Origin of the sequence: Streptomyces niveiscabiei, from assembly GCF_001419795.1 — a bacterium.
GTDB lineage: Bacteria > Actinomycetota > Actinomycetes > Streptomycetales > Streptomycetaceae > Streptomyces > Streptomyces niveiscabiei.
Map to the genome: position 1 here is coordinate 1 of NZ_LIRL01000847.1, position 3,746 is coordinate 3,746.

A 3,746-nucleotide genomic window follows, 5' to 3' on the forward strand; every position below is an offset into this window, starting at 1 on the left:
CGCCCACCCGGTCGTAGTACGTGTCCCGATACACCTCCTCCCGAGCCTCGGCCCGCCCGTCGAGCAACCGCCGTACCTCCCCTGGCCTCCGAACCTGAGCCTTCAACTCCGCCTCGACCGGCATTCCGCCACTCCTCTCTCCTGATCACACCGTGCGCAGCGCGTCGGCGACGATGGCGTCGAACATCCTCGTGAAGCCTCGGAACAACGGGCCGTGGGGTGTTGCCATGATTTTGTAGGTCGCCGACTCGTGGCCCTCCCAACCCACGTCGAAGGCGCCGACGAACATGGTCGAGTCCGTGCGGATGATCCGCCACGTGGGCAGCATCCGGTATCTCCACACTCTGATGTCGCAGGTTCCGGCAAGTTCCCGTAGCCGGGTCTCCGTGAGCCGCACCCCGCCTGCGAGCGACTGCGGAGACTCCCCGATCTCAGTGGCTCGCTGGTCCAGAGCGGCACTGTCGGGATCCAGGAGAGCGACCCTGACCCGTAGGCCGTGGCTGCCCCGCTCCCTCGGCAGGCAGGACCGTAGAAGGCTGTCGTTGAGGCCGATGAGGCCGAGACCTCGCACCGCGAGCACATCCAACTCGCGTGTATCACGCACTTGTTGTCGAATCTCGTCCGCCGCGGCGTGCTGCGCGGAGTACACGCGCACTACTTCGGGAAAAGCCGCGAGGTCGAACGGGGCTCCGCCGGAGCGCTGTTCGCGGGCTGCCGCGAGACCGAGGAGGTGCCGGGCGTCGTCGGGCATACCCAGACCGTCCGCGATCCGTTCGTACACATCGAGCCGGGACACCTCCCGACGACCGTTGATGATCTCGTTGACGCGGGCCTGCGTCATGCCTGTGGCGACCCCGATCCTGGTCTGGCTCACTCCCGAGTACTGCTGGACGTATCGGAAGACCGCCCTCATGTCGCGGGCACGCAGAGCCTGTCGGACTTCGGCGCGTTCCCAAGCCCAGTCCGGTAACCGGATCGGCCCGAGCAGTGTCGTCATGGAGCGGTTCCCCCGGTATCGCGAGAAGGATCGAAAGCCATCCCATCGTGAGATTACCGAGCGGGGATCGGGTCGGCTCCGGTCTTCACCCGATAGTGAGCGTACGAGGAAGGGAGTGCGCCATGTCCGTTCGCTCCGGCCGGCTTCTGGCCAGGACGGTGCTGCCGTGGGGCCTGCGTCGTATGACCCCGTTGCGCAACGGGTCGCCTTCGCCCTGGCGGTACGCGGGTATCGACCCCGTCACCCAGACCGGCCGCTGGATCGGCGAGGACGGGGTGATGATGCCGGCCGAACTCGGCAAGCACGGCACGTCGGTGAACACCTATCCGCCCACGCAGGTGGGCAAGGACGGCAAGGTGGATTCCGACTCCGGGCATGACGCGACGCAGGACTAGGGAGCGGTGCTGTGGACGGTCGTTCGGTGCTGGTCTGTACGCGGGATGAGGATGCGACGGCTGATCTGGTCGTCACCGAGTTGAACCGGCGCAGAGTCCCTGTGCTCCGGTTCGATCCGGGGGAGGACTTCCCGGCGGCGGTGGTTCTCGCCGCTCGTGCCGGGGGGAGCGGGTGGAACGGACGGCTGGCGGTCGGGGATCGGACGGCCGACCTGTCCTCCGTACGCGCCTTGTACCACCGCCGTCCAAACCCTTACCCGACGGACGCGGAGGGACAGGCGCACCGGTTCGCGGCGCAGGAGAACCGGCGTGGTCTGGGAGGTGTGCTGGGCGCGCTGCCGGGGTGCCTGTACCTGAGTCACCCTCAGGCCATCGCGCGGGCTGAGTACAAGCCCGCGCAACTGGTCGCGGCGGCCCGCGAGGGGCTCTTCGTTCCGGCCACTCTGATCACGAACGACCCGGCGACAGCGAAGGAGTTCTGTGCCGAGCGGCCGACGATCTACAAGCCGCTGCACGCGGGCGTGTACGAGATCGAGGGCGAGCCGGCGGGGATCTGGGCCGCTCCGGTCGAGGTGGATGAGATCGACGGAGCGGTCGGCCACAGCGCGCATCTGTTCCAAGCCCGGGTGCCCAAGGTGGCGGACGTGCGCGCGGTGGTCGTCGGGGAACAGGTGCTCAGTGCCCGGATCACGGCGCCGCCCGGAGTCGTGGACTGGCGGGCGGAGTACCGGAGTCTGGCCTACGAGCCGGTGACCTGCCCGGAAGAGGTGCGGGGGGCGATGATGCGGTTCCTCGACGAGTTCGGGCTGAACTTCGGTGCCTTCGACTTCGCCGTGACCGGGGACGGAACCTGGTGGTTCCTGGAGTGCAACCCCAATGGCCAGTGGGCATGGCTCGAAGACGCGGCCGGACTGCCGATCACGGAAGCGATCGCGGATCTGCTGGAGAACGGAGTCCGACGTGTCTGAGGCCCTACGAGCCGACCTGGCGCGGCGCCTGATCGAGTCCGGTGCCCTGCACGGTCCGGAGTGGGAGGCGGCAGTCCTGTCCGTGCCCCGCGAAGCGTTCCTCTCGCACGGCTGGTTCGAGTACGAGGGAGGCGGCTGGTACCGGCCGGTGTCCGGGCATTCGGCCGAGCGACTCACGAGGGTCTACGAGGACGACACCCTGGTGACCCAGGTGGCTGGAGCCGTCTTTCCCGACCAGGTCGAAGGACGCATCGCGGGGGTCCCCTCGTCGTCGTCCACACTGCCGAGTCTCGTCGTGCGGATGCTCGAAGAGCTACGGGTGACCGAGGGGATGCGAGTCCTGGAGATCGGTACGGGAACGGGCTACTCGACCGCGCTGCTCTGTCATGTCGTCGGTGAGGACGGTGTGACCACGGTCGAAGTCGACGCGGAGGTGTCCGCACGTGCGGGAACGGCACTCGCGGGAGCCGGGTACTGGCCGGTCCGTATCGTCGGCGACGGGCTTGCGGGTCACTGGGAAGGAGGCCCGTACGACAGGGTGATCGCCACATGCGGCGTGCACACCGTGCCGGCCGACTGGCTCACCCGGGTCCGGCCCGGCGGCGAGATCCTGGTCACCGTCGGTGGCTGGATGCAGGCATCCGAACTTGTCCGGCTCACCGTCGCCGACGACGGCACGGCGAGCGGACCCGTACTCGGCGGACAGGTCTCGTTCATGCTGGCCCGCCCCCACCTCCCGCCTCCGCCGGGCATTCTGCCGAACCTCGACGAGGGCGACGCCGTACCCGCAGAACTGGGCGCGAACGTGCTGGACGACTGGACGGCCCGCTTCGTCGCGCAGTTCGCCGCACCGCGCGCACAGCGGTTCACTCTGGACCGGAACGCGCGGACGGAACACATCGTGATCGATGTGCGGGACGGGGCATGGGCGGTGGTTTTCCAGGTGGACGGGCAATGGACCGTGCGCCAGGGCGGTCCGGCACACTTGTGGGACCAGATCACCGAGCGCGTCACACAGTGGAGGACGGACGGATGCCCGCCCGCCGACCGGATGTCGTTGCGTGTCGGGCCGGACGGCCAGCGTCTGACCTGGTGAAACCCAGACTACCGGGCCGGAGAACCTGTGGGACGACCTTCGATGCCCGTACGTACGCCCTGGTGGCTGAACCTGATCGCGCTTGTCGCGGCGATCGCGCCCTGCGCGGCCCTCGGCCTGCCCTGGTACGTCGCGGCTGTGGCCGTGCTGGTGGTCGGGACCGCTGCCGACCGGCTCTGGGAAGCGGTGAAATGAGGGAAGGCCGGGAGATGGGTCCCGGCCCTTTCGGTCGTCACTTCGTCGTCAGTCCCTGAAGTAGTCCCACGCCGCCCAGCCCCACGTGCCCTTGT

The 3,746-nt window shown here is 68.4% G+C and carries 5 protein-coding genes; 4 read left to right on the top strand and 1 reads right to left on the bottom strand.

Annotated elements, in window-relative coordinates:
* Nucleotides 1–145 precede the first annotated feature (145 nt).
* Nucleotides 146–997 carry a helix-turn-helix domain-containing protein gene (locus tag AOK24_RS35170; protein WP_055724032.1) on the bottom strand — a complete coding sequence of 284 codons (852 nt, stop codon included), beginning with the start codon at nucleotides 995–997 and terminating at the stop codon, nucleotides 146–148.
* 122 nt (nucleotides 998–1,119) lie between these two features.
* Between AOK24_RS35170 and tgmA the strand changes: the two genes are divergently transcribed.
* Genes tgmA through AOK24_RS48860 form a run of 4 tightly spaced genes read left to right on the top strand, consistent with a single transcriptional unit; the run spans nucleotide 1,120 to nucleotide 3,651 of the window.
* Nucleotides 1,120–1,392, top strand: coding sequence for a putative ATP-grasp-modified RiPP (gene tgmA / locus AOK24_RS35175; RefSeq protein ID WP_079057154.1), 273 nt, complete (start codon nucleotides 1,120–1,122; stop codon nucleotides 1,390–1,392).
* An 11-nt stretch (nucleotides 1,393–1,403) separates the two neighbouring features.
* A complete protein-coding gene (gene tgmB / locus AOK24_RS35180) occupies nucleotides 1,404–2,360 on the top strand; it encodes an ATP-grasp ribosomal peptide maturase (protein ID WP_055724034.1) in 957 nt (318 codons plus the stop codon).
* Entirely contained in the window at nucleotides 2,353–3,456 is a 1,104-nt protein-coding gene (gene tgmC, locus AOK24_RS35185) for an ATP-grasp peptide maturase system methyltransferase (RefSeq protein WP_055724035.1), read from the top strand. The genes tgmB and tgmC overlap by 8 nt, the downstream gene beginning before the upstream one ends.
* 42 nt (nucleotides 3,457–3,498) lie before the next feature.
* Nucleotides 3,499–3,651: a hypothetical protein gene (locus AOK24_RS48860; RefSeq protein ID WP_159052093.1), complete on the top strand. Its 153-nt coding sequence runs from the start codon at nucleotides 3,499–3,501 to the stop codon at nucleotides 3,649–3,651.
* The last annotated feature ends 95 nt before the right edge of the window (nucleotides 3,652–3,746 follow it).

Excerpts from the sequence above, each read along its gene's own strand:
- AOK24_RS35170 (WP_055724032.1), bottom strand. The coding sequence starts at position 997 with ATGACGACACTGCTCGGGCCGATCCGGTTACCGGACTGGGCTTGGGAA.
- tgmA (WP_079057154.1), top strand. The coding sequence starts at position 1,120 with ATGTCCGTTCGCTCCGGCCGGCTTCTGGCCAGGACGGTGCTGCCGTGG.
- AOK24_RS48860 (WP_159052093.1), top strand. The coding sequence starts at position 3,499 with ATGCCCGTACGTACGCCCTGGTGGCTGAACCTGATCGCGCTTGTCGCG.